General features: G+C 63.5%; 18 protein-coding genes. 4 read left to right on the top strand and 14 right to left on the bottom strand.

From position 1 onward, the window contains the following. Positions 1-7: 7 nt before the first annotated feature. The 6 genes from ABIA42_RS11165 to ABIA42_RS11140 form a co-directional block, all read right to left on the bottom strand. A complete protein-coding gene (locus ABIA42_RS11165) occupies positions 8-652 on the bottom strand; it encodes a DUF47 domain-containing protein (RefSeq protein WP_028178030.1) in 645 nt (214 codons plus the stop codon). A 156-nt stretch (positions 653-808) separates the two neighbouring features. Beyond that, positions 809-1,777, bottom strand: coding sequence for a branched-chain amino acid ABC transporter permease (locus tag ABIA42_RS11160; RefSeq protein WP_370113639.1), 969 nt, complete (start codon positions 1,775-1,777; stop codon positions 809-811). 1 nt (position 1,778) lies between these two features. Beyond that, on the bottom strand, positions 1,779-2,642 hold the full coding sequence (locus ABIA42_RS11155; RefSeq protein WP_028178028.1) for a branched-chain amino acid ABC transporter permease: 864 nt from the start codon (positions 2,640-2,642) through the stop codon (positions 1,779-1,781). 72 nt (positions 2,643-2,714) lie between these two features. Next, entirely contained in the window at positions 2,715-3,938 is a 1,224-nt protein-coding gene (locus tag ABIA42_RS11150) for an ABC transporter substrate-binding protein (protein ID WP_370113641.1), read from the bottom strand. Between the two features lie 113 nt (positions 3,939-4,051). After that, a complete protein-coding gene (locus tag ABIA42_RS11145; RefSeq protein ID WP_370113643.1) occupies positions 4,052-4,798 on the bottom strand; it encodes an ABC transporter ATP-binding protein in 747 nt (248 codons plus the stop codon). Next, positions 4,791-5,546, bottom strand: coding sequence for an ABC transporter ATP-binding protein (locus tag ABIA42_RS11140; RefSeq protein WP_008551999.1), 756 nt, complete (start codon positions 5,544-5,546; stop codon positions 4,791-4,793). Before ABIA42_RS11140 ends, ABIA42_RS11145 begins: the two co-directional genes overlap by 8 nt. A gap of 309 nt (positions 5,547-5,855) precedes the next feature. Here ABIA42_RS11140 and ABIA42_RS11135 point away from each other — a divergent pair, with 309 nt between their 5' ends. Next, positions 5,856-6,536 carry a hypothetical protein gene (locus tag ABIA42_RS11135; protein ID WP_370113645.1) on the top strand — a complete coding sequence of 227 codons (681 nt, stop codon included), beginning with the start codon at positions 5,856-5,858 and terminating at the stop codon, positions 6,534-6,536. A gap of 3 nt (positions 6,537-6,539) precedes the next feature. Here ABIA42_RS11135 and ABIA42_RS11130 read toward each other — a convergent pair whose 3' ends face one another. Beyond that, on the bottom strand, positions 6,540-6,899 hold the full coding sequence (locus ABIA42_RS11130; RefSeq protein WP_370113647.1) for an ArsC family reductase: 360 nt from the start codon (positions 6,897-6,899) through the stop codon (positions 6,540-6,542). Between the two features lie 103 nt (positions 6,900-7,002). On the opposite strand from ABIA42_RS11130, the gene ABIA42_RS11125 reads away from it, so the two are divergent. Further along, positions 7,003-7,374 (top strand): tRNA-binding protein, encoded by a 372-nt coding sequence (locus ABIA42_RS11125; RefSeq protein ID WP_271530352.1) that lies wholly within the window; start codon positions 7,003-7,005, stop codon positions 7,372-7,374. 7 nt (positions 7,375-7,381) lie between these two features. Here the strand turns inward: ABIA42_RS11125 and ABIA42_RS11120 are convergent, their stop codons facing one another. Further along, positions 7,382-8,086 carry a glutathione S-transferase family protein gene (locus ABIA42_RS11120; protein ID WP_370113649.1) on the bottom strand — a complete coding sequence of 235 codons (705 nt, stop codon included), beginning with the start codon at positions 8,084-8,086 and terminating at the stop codon, positions 7,382-7,384. Positions 8,087-8,175: 89 nt separating this feature from the next. Beyond that, on the bottom strand, positions 8,176-8,322 hold the full coding sequence (locus tag ABIA42_RS11115) for a hypothetical protein (RefSeq protein ID WP_370143772.1): 147 nt from the start codon (positions 8,320-8,322) through the stop codon (positions 8,176-8,178). Positions 8,323-8,387: 65 nt separating this feature from the next. Between ABIA42_RS11115 and ABIA42_RS11110 the strand changes: the two genes are divergently transcribed. Next, complete coding sequence (locus ABIA42_RS11110) at positions 8,388-8,702, top strand: hypothetical protein (RefSeq protein ID WP_370113651.1); 315 nt, start codon at positions 8,388-8,390, stop codon at positions 8,700-8,702. Positions 8,703-8,704: 2 nt separating this feature from the next. Here ABIA42_RS11110 and ABIA42_RS11105 read toward each other — a convergent pair whose 3' ends face one another. Continuing rightward, complete coding sequence (locus ABIA42_RS11105) at positions 8,705-9,370, bottom strand: DUF429 domain-containing protein (RefSeq protein ID WP_370123532.1); 666 nt, start codon at positions 9,368-9,370, stop codon at positions 8,705-8,707. A 528-nt stretch (positions 9,371-9,898) separates the two neighbouring features. On the opposite strand from ABIA42_RS11105, the gene ABIA42_RS11100 reads away from it, so the two are divergent. After that, a complete protein-coding gene (locus ABIA42_RS11100; protein ID WP_370113653.1) occupies positions 9,899-11,239 on the top strand; it encodes an RtcB family protein in 1,341 nt (446 codons plus the stop codon). 83 nt (positions 11,240-11,322) lie between these two features. On the opposite strand, the gene ABIA42_RS11095 is transcribed toward ABIA42_RS11100, so the two are convergent. The 4 genes from ABIA42_RS11095 to ABIA42_RS11080 form a co-directional block, all read right to left on the bottom strand. After that, complete coding sequence (locus ABIA42_RS11095) at positions 11,323-12,510, bottom strand: serine hydrolase domain-containing protein (protein WP_370113655.1); 1,188 nt, start codon at positions 12,508-12,510, stop codon at positions 11,323-11,325. Between the two features lie 73 nt (positions 12,511-12,583). Continuing rightward, a complete protein-coding gene (locus ABIA42_RS11090) occupies positions 12,584-13,276 on the bottom strand; it encodes a GNAT family N-acetyltransferase (RefSeq protein WP_370113657.1) in 693 nt (230 codons plus the stop codon). Between the two features lie 4 nt (positions 13,277-13,280). Continuing rightward, on the bottom strand, positions 13,281-13,628 hold the full coding sequence (locus ABIA42_RS11085; protein ID WP_271530346.1) for a Lin0512 family protein: 348 nt from the start codon (positions 13,626-13,628) through the stop codon (positions 13,281-13,283). Between the two features lie 145 nt (positions 13,629-13,773). Beyond that, positions 13,774-15,438, bottom strand: a complete 1,665-nt coding sequence (locus ABIA42_RS11080; protein ID WP_370113659.1) for an acetolactate synthase large subunit — start codon at positions 15,436-15,438, stop codon at positions 13,774-13,776. Positions 15,439-15,445 lie beyond the last annotated feature (7 nt).

Below are 15,445 nucleotides of genomic sequence, written 5' to 3'. Positions count from 1 at the left end.
CCCTGCCCTACACTTGCTCGATGACGATGCTGTTGATCTCGTTCGCGACGTCGTCGAAGCGATCAGCCACCTTTTCGAGGTGGTCGTAGATCTCGACGCCGACGATGAAGTCCATGGCATTGCCGTCGCGATGCTTCAGGAACAGCTCCTTCATGCCGATGTCGTGGAGATCGTCGACCCGGCCCTCCAGCTTGCCGAGCTCTTCGGTGATGGCGGTCAGCATGGCGACGTTCGGGCCGATCGATTGCATCAGCGGCAGCGCACGCCCGACCAGATTGGCGCATTCGATCAGGAGCCCGCCGATCTCGCGCATGGGAGGCTCGAAAGTGCGGACCTCGAACAGCATGACCGCCTTGGCCGTCTGCTGCATCTGGTCGATGGCATCGTCCAGCGACGTGATGAGGTTCTTGATATCGCCGCGGTCGAACGGGGTGATGAAGGTGCGGCGCACCGCCGTCAGCACCTCACGGGTGATGTTGTCGGCGTCGTTCTCGAACTGGTTGACGCGCTGGCAATAGACCGGCGTCTCCTCGCCCCCATTGAGCATGCCCTGGAGCGCGATCGCGCCCTGGATCACCGTCTGGGCATGCCGGTCGAACAGATCGAAGAACCGTTCTTCCTTGGGCAGGAACGCACGAAACCAACGCATCATGGGAATAGGCTACCGGTTGGAAATGGTCAGGCCCGGAGGGGCTGTCATGAAACTGTCATAGACCATTTTCGATCCGCGCGCGTGTCATCTCACGCCCGCGGAGCCGGATCATCCACCGCTTTCATGCACCAATGAAATTGATGCAAGATCAATCGCTTAGAGTGACCGGCGGAAGTAATGCGCGATTTCACCGATGACGCCGCGGCGGAAGGTGAGCACGCAGATCACGAAGATCGCGCCCTGGATCACCGTCACCCACTGGCCGAAGCCCGCTAGATATTGCTGCATGGCGATGATGACGAAGGCGCCGACCACGGGACCGAAAATGGTCCCGAGACCACCGACCAGCGTCATCAGCACGACCTCGCCCGACATCGACCAGTGCACGTCGGTGAGCGAGGCGTTTTGCGCCACGAACACTTTCAGCGCACCGGCAAAGCCGGCAAGCGTGCCCGACAGGACGAAGGCCAGGAACTTGTACTGGTCGGTGCGGTAGCCGAGCGAGATCGCCCGCGGCTCGTTCTCGCGGATCGCCTTCAGCACCTCGCCGAACGGCGAGTTGATGATGCGGAAGATCAGGAGGAAGCCGGCAAGGAAGCCCACCAGCACGACGTAATAGAGCACCGTCGGCTTGGAGAGATCGAAGATGCCGAACATGTGCCCCTGCGGGATGCCCTGGATACCGTCCTCGCCGTGGGTGAATGGAGCCTGGAGATAGATGAAGTACAGAAGCTGCGACAGCGCCAGCGTGATCATCGAGAAATAGATGCCCTGGCGGCGGATCGAGATGTAGCCGGTGATGATCGAGAGCACGAACGCCGCAGCGATGCCGACGAGGATGCCGAGCTCCGGCGGCAGCGCCCACACCTTCAGCGCATGCGCGCTGCAATAGCCCGCCGTGCCCAGGAACATCGCGTGGCCGAAGGACAGCAGGCCGCCGTAGCCGATCAGCAGATTGAAGGCGCAGGCGAGCAGCGCAAAGCACAGCGCCTGCATCACGAAGAAGGGATAGACGCCGGTGAACGGCACGGCCGCCAGCAGCAGCGCCATCAGCACGAACACGATCATCTCGTCGCGCATCGCGCGAGGGGTCACCGGCAGCGTGTCGTCCGTCAGGGTTGTCATCTCAGGCCGCCCTTCCCGTCAATCCCGTTGGCTTCACCAAGAGCACCAGCACCATCAGCACGAACACGACGGTGTTGGAGGCCTCGGGGTAGAAATACTTGGTCAGGCCCTCGATCACACCGAGCGCGAAGCCGGTGATGATGGAGCCCATGATCGATCCCATGCCGCCGATCACGACCACCGCGAACACCACGATGATGAGGTCGGCGCCCATCAGCGGCCGCACCTGGTTGATCGGCGCCGAGAGCACGCCGGCGAGTGCGGCAAGGCCGACGCCGAGACCGTAGGTCAGCGTGATCATGCGCGGCACGTTGATGCCGAAGGCGCGCACCAGCGTCGGATTTTCGGTGGCGGCGCGCAGGTAGGCGCCGAGCTGCGTCTTCTCGATCAGGAACCAGGTCGCAAGGCACACCACCAGCGAGAACACGACGACCCAGCCGCGATAGACGGGTAAGAACATGAAGCCGAGATTCATGCCGCCCTTGAGCTGATCCGGAATGGCGTAAGGCAGGCCGGAGGAGCCGAAATAGTTCTGGAACACGCCCTGCACGATCAGCGCGATGCCGAAGGTCAGCAGCAGGCCGTAGAGATGATCGAGCCCGGTCAGCCATTGCAGCATGGTCCGTTCCAGGATCATGCCGAAGATGCCGACGATGATGGGCGCGAGCAGCAATGCCCACCAGTAGTTGATCCCGCCGAGGTTCAGCAGGAAATAGGCGACGAAGGCGCCCATCATGTAGAGCGCGCCATGGGCGAAATTGATGATGTTGAGCATGCCGAAGATCACGGCAAGCCCGAGACTGAGCAGCGCGTAGAACGAGCCGTTGATCAGTCCCACCAGTAGCTGAGCGTATAGAGCCTGCATCGATCCCGCACCCGGTCCCTTCGGCGTTCCCTGAAAGTCGCCCGCAGGCCTCGAGGCCTGCGGGCCGTTATCTTACTTCTTCAACAGCGCGCACTTGCTCTCGGACAGCGGCGTGAAAGCCTGGTCGCCCGGCACCGTGCCGACCAGCTTGTAGAAGTCCCATGGCCCCTTGGACTCCGAGGGCTTCTTGACCTCGAACAGATAGGCGTTGTGGATGGTGCGGCCGTTGGGCTGGATCTCGCCCTTACCGAACAGGTCGTCCTCGGTCGGCATCGACTTCATCTTCTCAACGATCTTGACGCCGTCATGAGGATTGCCGCCGAGCGCTTCGAGGGCCTTGAGATAGTGGCGCACGCCGGCATAGACCCCGGCCTGCACCATGGTGGGCGGGGCATTGTTCTTCATCTTCTCGGCGAAGCGCTTGGAGAACGCCCGGGTCTTGTCGTTCATGTCCCAGTAGAACGTCTCGGTGAAATTGAGTCCCTGCGCCGTCTCGAGGCCGATAGCCTTGACGTCGGTGAGGAAGAGCAAGAGCGCCGCGAGCTTCTGGCCGCCCTTGCCGATGCCGAACTCGGCCGCCTGCTTGATCGTGTTGGTGGTGTCGCCGCCGGCATTGGCGAGGCCGATGATCTTGGCCTTGGAGGCCTGCGCCTGGAGCAGGAAGGAGGAGAAGTCCGGCGTGTTGAGCGGGTGCTTGACGCCGCCGAGCACCTTGCCACCGTTGGCCGTGACGACCGCGCTGGTATCTCGCTCGAGCGCCGCACCGAAGGCGTAGTCCGCGGTCAGGAAGAACCAGGTGTCGCCACCGGCCTTCACCAGCGCCTGGCCGGTGGTATGGGCCAGCATGTAGGTGTCGTAGGTCCAATGCACGGTGTTGGGCGAGCACTGCGCGTTGCTGAGGTCGGAGGTCGCCGCACCCGAATTGATGTAGACGCCGTTCTTTTCCTTGATCACGTTGTTGACGGCGAGCGCCACGCCCGAGTTCGGCACGTCGACGATGACGTCGACCTTGTCGACGTCGAACCACTGCCGCGCGATCGCGGTGCCGATATCGGGCTTGTTCTGGTGATCGCCGGAGATCACGTCGATCTTCCAGCCCTTCGCGGCGAGGCCGGAATCCTCGACCGCCATCTGCGCGGCGAGCGTCGAGCCGGGGCCGCCGAGGTCGGCGTAGAGCCCGGACTGATCGGACAGCGCGCCGATCTTGACCGTCTTGTCCTGCGCCAACGCGACGCCTGTTGCGGCGAAGGTGAGCGCGGTGGTCAGCAGCAATGACGCAATCGACCTGGTGTTCATGCAACTTTCCTTTTTGAATTTTCTCGTTGGCAGTTCTTCAACTCGAGCACGGTCTCTTCGGAAAACCGCTACACGCTTTGCGCTGACGCGGCGCTCAGGGTCCCGATCATGCGCTAGACACCCAAATAGGTGTGCAGCTTGTCCATATTAGCGGCAAGCTCCGCGTTGGAGAAACCGTCAATGATCTTGCCGTGCTCGACCACGTAGTAGCGGTCGGCGACGGTGGATGCGAAGCGGAAGTTCTGCTCGACAAGGAGGATCGTGAAGCCCTCCTTCTTGAGCCGCGCAATGGTGTGACCGATCTGCTGGATGATGACGGGCGCGAGGCCCTCGGTCGGCTCGTCCAGCATCAGGAAGCTCGCGCCGGTGCGCAGGATGCGCGCGATCGCGAGCATCTGCTGCTCGCCGCCCGACAGCTTGGTGCCCTGGCTGCCCAGCCGCTCCTTCAGGTTCGGAAACAGATCGAAGATCTGGTCGAGCGGCAGTCCGCCCTCGCGGACGACCGGCGGCAACATCAAGTTCTCCCGCACGTCGAGGCTGGCGAATATGCCCCGCTCTTCCGGGCAGAACGCGATGCCCATCCGCGCGATCCTGTCGGAGGTTGCGCGGATGATCTCCTGGTTGTTGAACTTCACCGAGCCGGAGCGCTTGCCGATGATGCCCATGATCGACTTCAGCGTGGTCGTCTTGCCGGCGCCGTTACGCCCGAGCAAGGTGACGACCTCGCCCGCGTTCACGTCGAAGTTGATCCCGTGCAGGATGTGGGACTCGCCGTACCAGGCTTCGAGGTTGCGGACTTGAAGGATGGGTCCGCCGGTCGCAGCCCTGGCCGGGGCCTCGGCGATCGCAGTGTCAGGCATGACCGGCTCCCAGATAGGCTTCCTTGACGCGCTCGTCCTTGGTGAGCTCGGAGTAATGGCCCTGCGCGAGCACCTGCCCGCGCGTCAGCACGGTGATGATGTCGGAGAGGTTGGCCACGACGCTCAAATTATGCTCGACCATGAGGATGGTGTATTTCGCCGAAATGCGCTTGATCAGCGCCGCGATCTTGTCGATATCCTCGTGGCCCATGCCGGCCATCGGCTCGTCGAGCAGCATCATCTCTGGGTCGAGCGCGAGCGTCGTTGCTATCTCAAGTGCGCGCTTGCGCCCATAGGGCATCTCGACCGCGGGCGTGTTTGCAAACTCGCTGAGGCCGACATCGTTGAGCAACTCGCGCGCGCGATCGTTGAAGCGATTGAGAACGGACTTGGAGCGCCAGAAATCGAACGAAGAGCCGTGCTGGCGCTGAAGCGCGACACGGACATTCTCCAGCGCGGTGAGATGCGGAAATACCGCCGAAATCTGGAACGAACGCACAAGACCCATGCGGGCCACGTCGGCCGGCGCCATCGCCGTGATGTCCTGCCCCTTGTAGAGGATCTTTCCGGCTGACGGTTTGAGGAACTTGGTCAAAAGATTAAAGCAGGTCGTCTTGCCGGCCCCGTTCGGGCCGATCAACGCGTGAATGCTCCCACGGCGAACCTTGAGCGCAACGTCGCGGACGGCGAAGAAGCCCGCAAACTCCTTGGTCAAGCCTTCCGTTTCGAGAATGAACTCATCGGCCAAACAGATTTCCCCCTGCCCGCGCGAGGCGCGTGGCTGTCCTTGTTGCTTCGGCTGTCCGGAGGACTTGGAGCCCACCCGGGGCGCCGCCTCCGGGCGCGGAATATGCCGGAGGTGACGGGGGTTAGGCAAGGCGGAAAGCTGAGCAGATCAGGCCTCCGGCTGGGATACAAATGCTCCCTTAGTCGGAGATGTCTGGATGTCGTGCCTGCCCGGCCTCCCGGTTCGCAAGGCACCGGTCATCAAGCCGTCGTTAACGGTCTTTCGTTCCGCGCGCCAGCCTTCATCGAAAATTTTCCCACAAGCGGGATCATGCGCGCGTCTTCACGTGCGGAGAATATTGCTTTGGATTTTGCCAGCGCCGCTCCCTCCGTCGTCAAATCGATCCGGCAACGCGATCTCCTGAACACGTGGCTGCGACTTTATGCGCGCCAGCAGATCGCGCCGGCGATCTGGGAGTATCAGCCTGCGCGACTCGAGGAGGAGCTCTCGGATCTCATCTACTATACGGTCGAATTTTCGACGCCGACGCCGCGCCTCATCATCCAGAGCGAAGGCACGCGCATCTCGCGTGCCTATGGACATACCGGCAAGGGCGTTCTGCTCGATGATTATGTCGGGCCGCGGCTCGCCCCGTTCGTGATGCCGATATATCATGAATGCGTCGCGCGCGGGCTGCCCGTCTACAGCGTCGCCAATGTCGAGGACATCTACGGGCGCGTCGTCGCCTATGAACGGCTGCTGCTGCCCTTCCAGACCGACGGCAAGGTCTGTCACGTCATCGCATCGATCAAGACGTTCTGCGAGGACGGCGGCTTCGAGATCAAGAACCTGATGCGCGGAAATGACGCGCTGCCGCGTCCAAAGCTACGCGCTGTGATCGATCGGGAGTTGTTTCATCGCGCCCCTGCCCGCATCGCGCCCGCCGAGACGGTCGAGTTCTCCGACCAGCCGGGGCCCGGCATCACCGCCGAGACCATCGAGCTGAACTAGCGGTCAGCGCGCTTTGGCGCCGACCTCCTTGGCATAGATATCCGGCTTGAAGCCGACCAGCAGCTTGCTGCCGATTTCCAGCACCGGTCGCTTGATCATCGATGGTTGCGCTAGCATCAATGCCAACGCCTTTTTCTCGCTCAAGCCTTCCTTGTCGGAGTCCGGGAGCTTCTTGAAGGTCGTCCCGGCGCGATTGAGCAGCGTCTCCCAGCCGACCTTGTCGCTCCACTGCTTGAGCCTGTCCTTCTCCACGCCCGCCGCCTTGTAGTCGTGAAACTCGTAAGGCACGCCGTGAGCATCGAGCCAGGCGCGGGCCTTTTTCATGGTGTCGCAGTTCTTGATGCCGTAGATGATGTTGGGCAAGACGTTTCCTCGCGCATGCGTGATGCTTCGGTTGTGGCGTTGTACGAAACTCCGGTTCGCGCGACAATATTGCGGACCACCCAACTCTCCGAGCGGACATCCCATGCACGTTACCCACGATCCCGCAGCTGCCGCCTCACCGACCATCGACTTCAACAGCTTCCTCGCAGTCGATGTTCGTGTCGGCACCATCGTCGACGCCAAGCCGTTTCCGGAGGCGCGCAAGCCGGCTTGGCGGCTGTGGATCGATTTCGGCCCTGCCATCGGCGTGCGCAAGAGCTCGGCCCAGATCACCGAAAACCACCCGCTCGAGACCCTCGTGGGGCAACAGGTCGCGGCCGTCGTCAATTTCCCGCCGCGCCAGATCGGCCCGGTCGTCTCCGAGGTGCTGACGCTCGGCTTCCCCGATGCAGAGGGCAAGGTCGTGCTGGTGCAGCCGAGCAAGCCTGTGCCGAACGGCGGCCGGCTGTTCTAACGAAGGACTAGGGCCGCTGCGGAATGTTCAGCCCGCGTTGCACCGCCGGACGAGCCAGCCCGCGTTCGAGCCAGCCGCCGACCGCCTTGAACTGGTTGAACGCCACCAGATCGCCGGCGCCGTAGAACCCGATGAGATTCCGCACCCAGCCGAGCATGGAGATGTCGGCGATGGTGTAGTCGTCATCCATGAACCACCGCCGGCCGGAAAGATGCGTCTCCATCACGCCGAGCAGGCGTTTGGACTCATTGACGTAACGCTCCAGCGGCCGCTTGTCCTCGAAATCCTTGCCGGCGAATTTGTGGAAGAAGCCGACCTGGCCGAACATCGGCCCGATGCCGCCCATCTGAAAGTGCACCCACTGGATGGTCTGGTAGCGGCGGGCAGCATCTCGCGGCAGCAGCTTGCCGGTCTTCTCCGCGAGGTATTGCAGGATCGCCCCGGACTCGAACAGCGGCAGCGGCCTGCCCCCGGGACCATTGGGATCAAGGATCGCCGGGATCTTGCCGTTCGGATTGAGCGAGAGAAACTCCGGCGTCTTCTGATCGTCCTTGCCGAAATCGACCAGGTGGACTTCGTAGGGAAGTCCGATCTCCTCCAGCATGATCGAGACCTTGACGCCGTTCGGCGTGGGCAAGGAATAAAGCTGAAGCAGTTCGGGATGTTTTGCCGGCCAACGCTCGGTGATGGGAAAGGCGGACAGATCAGACATCGGGACCCATGATGCATGGATTGAGGCGTGCTCAATCTAGGCGAGGCGCCGTGCGGCGCAAGTCACACTTCGTCCCGACGAACCTGTGCTCATGGCGGCAGCGTTGCCATCGCCACGATCGGGGTCATTGCCTCATGCTGCAGTCGATACTCGATGAACCGATCACCCGTGATCAACAGCAGGGCCGTAAAGGCGATCGCGAGCATCGCGGTCGCCAATTGGCACACGTCGTACATGGCATTTTGTCCCTCAACAGCCTATGGCGTAAAACGTCGGCTCCAGCGCCACGTTCCGAGGCGACATGAAAATGTTGCTATTTTTTCCCGGATCTTGCTGCGAAGACATCGCGCTGTTCCGGCAGCCCGCGGAGGGACCGATGGCTCCCCTCGAACGTTGTCGCTGGATGAACATCGAGAAACGCGCCCTGCTCGATCACGCTGAACGCTGTCGCCGCGTCGCGAACGATCTCGCGCACAGCGAAGCCGCGCAACGGTTGCGAGCGATGGCCGACGAGTACCAAGCGAGAGCAACAAGACTGAACGACGAGGGCGTCTCCTCGAATCCAAGCCGCAATAGTCGCAGTCACTTCGAAAACAATGGCGATCGAGAGGGCTGACTTCAAAAATTGATCTCCATCCGCAATCCGCGCGGATCGATCTCCTCTCCGCCGACACGTTGCGTACTGTCGCGTGCCGCGACCGCGCAGGCGCACGCATCGATGAGATCGTCGCGGCCGATGCCGGTGCCGTGGCGAAGCGTCAGCCATCGTTCGATCCTGGTGAAGCCCCGGTCTCTCAGCAGGGCGATACGCTGCTCGCGACCTCGCAGCGACGTCTTCGGTTCAAGCCGGATCCGGCCTGCGAGATTCCAGAAGATCAATTCCGGATGCGCTTCCCCCACCACCGCCTGCCGCGCCGGCGTCATGACCTCGTCGACCTCTCTGATCTTGTCCCTGATATTCCAGAGCTGCGCCGACACGCCCCTGCCCTTGCCCTCGTGCGTCCAGTAGTGACGATTGGCCGCCGCCATGTCGGGAAAGCCCCAGAGGTCTCTGCGCGCGCCAAGAAACACGGCGGGGCCAATCAGCTCGCGCGCACGCAGATCGCACGCGCGATAGCCGCTCGGCTTCAATCCGATCGGCATGTCGATCATCGCACGCGCATGCGGCAGCGCGAGCAGACGCGTCAGGCCCGGCGAGCAATCGAAGCCATGATCGCCACGCTCATCGATCCAGGCAGCGACCCAGCCGAAGCGAAATCCATCGAGGCCGAGATAATTTGGCACGTCGTTCGCCGACCCCATGCAATTTCACGCGCGCACTTGACATCCGCAGGTTGCGGACGTATGTCCCGCGGCCTCGCGAGCACTTCCATTCGCGACAGACACCATGAACCGAGCAATGCCGTATCGCTACGAAATCCTAGTCTGCACTTCGAATGGCTTCCAGCCAATCGATTGCGCACGCATGGCTCATGGGAGCGATCCTGCCTGACGGCAGATCGACAGTCCGCTTCTCTCACGGACCCTCCCGAGCCTGCCGCTCCGGAGGGTTTTTTGTTGTCCGCGATGCGACCCGTTCGAACATCCCGGCAATGGCCGGAACGGGAGACCCGGATCCGGGACTCGCGCTCGAAAGGCGGCTTCTCCGACGCCGTGGTCGCGTGGATCGCGATCTCGGAAACGGCGTTGAGCCGATGCGCAACGACAACAGCCCCGGACGCAGGGCATCGCGCCCGGGGCCAGCGAAATCTCTGAGATAACCCGCGCGCATCTGCAACGGTGCGCGCGGGAGGTGATGCAGGAACCAAGACCATGCGACGATCCGATCCCTACATGGAACGCGCCCGCGAGCTCTGCCTCGCCGCCGGTGTCGATCCCGACTCGCGCGTCGGCGAAGGACGCGGCCTCCCGGCCTGGTGCCTGTATAAGGACGCCGCGCGCAAGGAGCATCTCACGCGCGAGACCGATGCCGTCGCGGGCGAGATCGCGAACCTGCGCCCGCAGGAGGCCCGCTTCCAGAATGCGCCGCTGAAGGTGTTCGGCCCGCACGAGGACGCGACGATCGCGCAGATGCGCAACTGCATGGCGGTCGGCAACGTCGTGTCAGGCGTGATCTGCGCCGACGGCCATCTCGGCTACGCCCAGCCGGTCGGCGGCGTCATCGCCTATGAGAAGCAGATCAGCATCTCCGGCGTCGGCTTCGACATCGGCTGCGGCAACATGGCGGCAAAGCTCGATACGCGCTTCGACGACATCGCGGGCCTCGTGCCCACGATCATCCGCGACGTCGCCAAGACGATCTCGTTCGGCGTCGGCCGTGCCAACGCCGAACGGGCCGAGCACGATCTGTTCGACGACGGCGATGCCTGGCGCGAGAGCGACATGGAGGCCTACCGTCAGAAGGCGGTGCACCAGCTCGGCACGGTCGGATCGGGCAACCACTATGTCGACCTCATGCGCGACGAGAAAGGCTTCGTCTGGATCGGCGTCCACTTCGGCAGCCGCGGGCTCGGCCACACCTCCGCGACGCGCTACCTCAAGGCCGCCGGCGGCAAGGACGGCATGAACGTCCCGCCCGCCGTGGTCGACGAGGATAGCGAGCTCGGCCGCCGCTACATCGCGGCGATGCAGCTGGCCGGGCGTTACGCCTATGCGGGCCGCGAGTGGGTCGTCGAGCGCGTCCGCCAGATCATCGGCGGCAGCGTGACCGAGACCGTGCACAACCACCACAACTATGCCTGGCGTGAGACCCACGACGGCAAGGATTTGTGGGTGGTGCGCAAGGGCGCGACGCCGGCGTTTCCCGGCCAGAAGGGATTCGTCGGCGGCTCAATGGGCGACGATGCAGTCATCCTCGAGGGCATCGACAGCCCGGAAGCCAGGGCCTCGCTCTACTCGACCGTGCACGGCGCCGGCCGCCTGTTCGGACGAAGGGCGGCGAAGCGGCGCTTCTCGCGCGAGGAGATGGACCGCTGGCTGAACGAGCGCGGCGTCACCTTGATCGGTGCCGACCTCGACGAGAGTCCGATGGCCTATCGCCGCCTGCCGGAGGTGCTTGCCCAGCACGCCGGCACCGTGCGGGTGCTGCACACGCTGCGGCCGTTCGCCGTCGCCATGGCGGGCGAAGTCGAGTTCGACCCGTGGAAGGACTGACGACAGCATCGCTAGCGGGAGGCAACGCCTTCCGCTCGCTTTGCCTTTCGCGGCAGAGCTCGATGACCGGACCGCGTTTCGCGTCAGCCCGCGCCGACCGCCTGATAGGCCAGGCGCTTGAACTCGAAGAAGAACGGATTCCAGAAGCCCATGTAGCGCTGCGTCATCAGCACGCCGGCGGTATTGGCCTCAGGGCAAATCCACCAATGGGTGCCGGCAAGGCCACCCCACTGGAATTCGCCGATCGAGTTCGGAGGATCGAACGGTGTCGGCGCGAAGCTGACGGCGCCGCCGAGACCGAAACCCTTGCCGGGAATCGGGCCGAGATTGGCGAAGCGGATGGTCTGGCCTCCGGGCAGTTGGTTCGTCATCATCTGTCGCAGCGTCTCCGGCTTCAGCAGCTTATCCGAACCGGGCAGCAGCGCGCGGACCAGCGCCAGCATGTCGGGCAAGGTCGAGACCAGGCCGCCGCCGCCCGACAGCCGCGGCAATTGCCGCCGATAGGCTTGCGGATAAGGCAGATGGTCCGCCCGGGTGAGGCCGGGCTTCATGGGATCGAGCACATCAGCGCCATTGTAGAGCGCAACCAGCCTGCCTTGCTGCGCCTCGGGAACGTGGAAGCCCGTATCGGTCATGCCGAGCGGATCGAAGATGCGCAACTTCAGAAAGACATCGAGCGCCTGGCCGGAGACGACCTCCACGACACGGCCGAGCACGTCGGTCGCCACCGAATATTCCCAGGCCGTACCAGGGTGATAGGACAGCGGCAGATCGGCCAGCTGGTCGACCATGTCGGCGAGCGGCGTCAGCGGATTGAGCACGCGCGCCTCGTTGTAGCCTTTGAACAGCACCGTGCCGGGATCGAAGATGCCGTAGCTGAGACCGGAGGTATGGGTCAGGAGCTGGCGGATCGTGATCGGGCTCCTCGCCGGCTCGGCGTCCGACAGACTTGCCGCACCCTGCTTGAGAACCTTGCGATTGCCGAGCTGCGGCAGGAATTTCTCGATCGCATCATCGAGCCCGATGCGGCCTTCCTCCACCAGCAGCATGATCGCGCAGGTGACGAAGATCTTGGTGTTGGAAAACGCGCGGAAGATATGGTCGGGCCGCAGCGTCGTGTTCGCCTCGCGGTCGGCAAAGCCGACGCATTGCTGGTCGACCACCTCTCGCCCGCGCAGAACTACCCAGGATGCGCCCGGAATGATCTCCTGATCGACATAGCGCTGCATCGCCGTCCGCGCGGCGGAAAAATCTGTCGTTCTGGCGTCCATGTGTTTCCCCCAAATTTTGGTTGGGATCGATATAGCGCGAATTCGGCGGATATGAAGCCCCGCCGAGAAACGCTCATCCCTGCTTCATCAGCGCGGTGACATGCAGGCGACGCCGAATCCGCATTCCCTGCCGCTGGTACAACGCAATCGCAGACGTATTGCTCGAAAACACGTGCAGGAACGGAATCTCGCCGCGCGCCTCGATCCGGCGCGCGACCGCCGCGAGCAGCGCCTGTGCATAGCCGCGCCCACGATATTCCGGATGCACGCAGACGGCCGTCATCTCGACGAACTTTCCCGGCTTCATCCGCTCCCCCGTCATCGCAACCAATTCGCCGCCGGAGCGAATGCCGAGGAACGTGCCGAGTTCATGGGTACGCAGCGCGAATGGACCGGGTTTCGTCAGTTCGGTCAGCGCCATCATGGCGGGAACGTCGGCAGCACCCAATGTGACGATCTCGGCATCACGAAGCGAGCTGTCGGCCGGCGAGCCGATCATCTGCTCCCCGGTATCCGCGAGCACCACCTTGAAGCCGGCGGGAACTTCGACCGGCTCCGGCGTGAACAGCGCGGCGACCTGAGTGCCGGATAGCAAATCTCCCAGCGCGGCAAAGCTTGCGGCGGACATGTCGATCATGTCGGCAAAGGGCGTCATGTCCACGGGGTAACGCAGCGCCCGCGGACCACCCTCAGCCAAGTGCTTCTGGCTGGTCGTCAGCGCGCTCCAGATCGGACGATCCAGCAGCGCCTCATCGCTGTCGGACATCGGCCTAGTCCTTGTCGAAGCTGACGATGACGGCGGCATTGGCGATGAGAATGGGGTCGTTGGCCACTTCCGTGGCCGAGGGGATCTCCAGCCCGCCCTTGACCGCAGTCACGGTCACGGTGCCGTAAGGCAGCTCCCTGGCGACGGCTTCCTTGTCCACGCTTTCCGGATTGGGCACGCCGATCGTGACATCGACGAACATGTCGTTAGCGGTCTTGTCGATCATCCGGAAGAAGCCGAGGCTCGAATGCCTGATGGCATCCGACACGGCGCGCTTGGCCGCCTTGGTGGCGTCCCTGCCGTGAACGTCGACGCCCATGCCCATCTCGGTGACACAACGAACGCGGGTCATTTTCTATTCCTGTGGTTGGTTGAGTGACTGGAAGTGTCGGCGATCGGGACGCACGGCACAAGTACGCTTGCTCTCTCGTGTCCCGGCTCTGCAGCGCACCGCCGAAGAGGCGCTGCGCCGCGTCCGGGACACGAGACCGTAGTTTTCACGCCTTCGATTTCTCATGCGCCCGCAGCTCGTCGACGAGCACCCGCACGTTCTCAGAATAGTCGATCGGGATCGAGACGAGGTGCACGCCGCCCTCCTTGAATGCCGCCTCCAGAGTCGGGCCAAAGCCGTCGATGCTCTCGATCCGATGCCCTTTCGCCCCGTAAGCCCTCGCGTAGAGGACGAAGTCGGGATTGCCGAAGGTCATGCCGTAATCGGCGAAATGATCGACGGCCTGCTTCCAGCGGATCATGCCGTAGGCGTTGTCCTCCAGCACCAGCACGACCAGGTTGAGCTTGAGGCGGACCGCGGTCTCCATTTCCTGGCTGTTCATCATGAAGCCGCCGTCGCCGGCGACCGCAAGCACGCGGCGGTCGGGATAGAGCATCGCGGCCATCATCGCCGACGGCAGGCCGGCGCCCATGGTCGCCAGCGCGTTGTCGAGCAGGAGCGTGTTGGCGACGCGGGTGCGGTAGTTGCGCGCGAACCAGATCTTGTACATGCCGTTGTCGAGTGCGACGATGCCGTTCTCCGGGATCACCTGGCGGATGTCGTGCACGATGCGCTGCGGCGTCGGCGGCCAGCGCGCCTCGGTGGCGCGATCGGCGATATGCCCCAGGATCTCTTCGCGCAACGGGAGCAGTGCCGCGGCCTGCGGCAGCTTGCCTTCCAGCCGATCCGCCAGCAGCTCCAGGCTCGGACCAACGTCCCCGACGACCTCGGCATCGGGGAAATAGACTTGCTCGACGCTCGCCGGCGTGTAGCTGACGTGAATGACCTTCGGGCCTGTAGAGCCCATGATGAAAGGCGGCTTCTCGATGGGATCGTGGCCGATGGCGACGATCAGGTCGGCGGCGTCGATCGCGTCGTGAACGTAATCCCGCTCGGACAACGCGGCAGTGCCCATGTAGAGGTTGGTGCCGCCGGGCACGGTCCCCTTGCCCATCTGCGTCGTGAAGAACGGAATGCCGGTGCGCCGCACGAAACTCGCGATGCCATGGGTCGACCGCGGCCGGCTGGTCGCAGCGCCCATCATCACCAGCGGACGCCTTGCGGCGACGATCATCTCGGCGGCGCGGTCGAGCGCTGCGCGATGGGCGACCGGGATCTCGATCGGATGGACGGGGACCACCGGGACATCAGGCACCTCGTCACCCGCGATGTCCTCGGGCAATTCGAGGTGCACCGGTCCAGGACGCTCCTCCATCGCCGCGCGGAAGGCATCGCGCACCACGGTCGGAATGCTGGAGGCACTGACGATCTGCCGCGACAGCTTCGTCAGCGGCTTCATGGTCGCGACCACGTCCACGATCTGGAAACGCGCCTGCCGGCTGCTCATGATCGGTTTCTGGCCGGTGATCAGGATCATCGGCATGGCACCGAGATGCGCATAGGCGGCCCCGGTCGACAGGTTGAGAGCACCGGGGCCGAGCGTCGACAGACAAACGCCGGGCTTGCCGGTCAGCCGCCCATGCGTGGCGGCCATGAAGGCGGCGGCCTGCTCGTGGCGGGTCAGGATCAGCTCGATCCTGGAGGCGCGCAGCGATTCGACCAGATCGAGATTCTCCTCGCCGGGAATGCCGAAGATGCGATCGACACCTTCGTTTTCGAGCGCCGCGACAAACAGGTCCGATCCCTTCACCTTGCGTTCCCGCCCGCTCATGTTGTCT

The organism is Bradyrhizobium sp. USDA 327, assembly GCF_041262065.1.
Taxonomy (GTDB): domain Bacteria; phylum Pseudomonadota; class Alphaproteobacteria; order Rhizobiales; family Xanthobacteraceae; genus Bradyrhizobium; species Bradyrhizobium liaoningense.
This window is presented reverse-complemented; position numbering and strand designations above follow the sequence as displayed.